This window comes from Bacillus sp. JJ1773 (assembly GCF_036962035.1).
Classification (GTDB): domain Bacteria; phylum Bacillota; class Bacilli; order Bacillales; family Cytobacillaceae; genus Cytobacillus.
The window spans coordinates 30,120-30,460 of the sequence record NZ_JBALNX010000100.1; the positions used below are offsets into that span (position 1 = coordinate 30,120).

The 341-nt window shown below is 43.7% G+C and carries 1 protein-coding gene; it reads left to right on the forward strand.

Annotation, left to right across the window (positions count from 1 at the left end):
* Positions 1-115: 115 nt before the first annotated feature.
* Positions 116-304 carry a sporulation YhaL family protein gene (locus V7127_RS23085; protein ID WP_335344877.1) on the forward strand — a complete coding sequence of 63 codons (189 nt, stop codon included), beginning with the start codon at positions 116-118 and terminating at the stop codon, positions 302-304.
* Positions 305-341: the final 37 nt, after the last annotated feature.

Genomic DNA, 341 nt, shown 5'->3' on the forward strand with positions numbered 1-341 from the left:
CGTGCGATGTGTCGCTGACAAAGCTTTCCTTGTCCTGTCGCATTGTCGACACTAGTACGTCCTGTACGTCGGGGGTAGGCGCTGAAGCTAGACAAATAGGAGGGAGATGATTGTCATGATCATACCATTTTGGGTTTATTTTATCGCTATTGGGATTCTCCTTAGTGCCTATATGGCGATTAAGGCAGGAAGAGAAGAAAGAAGAGTAGAAAATGAAAGCATCGAGCTTGAAGGCAGAGTTTATATCGAAAGGATTGAAAAGGAAAGGGAGGCGAGAAGAACCAATCAGCAGTCATTAGGATGAACAACCTCTAAAAATTAAACCCCGGACAGCTTATATA

Excerpts from the sequence above, each read along its gene's own strand:
- V7127_RS23085 (WP_335344877.1), top strand. The coding sequence starts at position 116 with ATGATCATACCATTTTGGGTTTATTTTATCGCTATTGGGATTCTCCTT.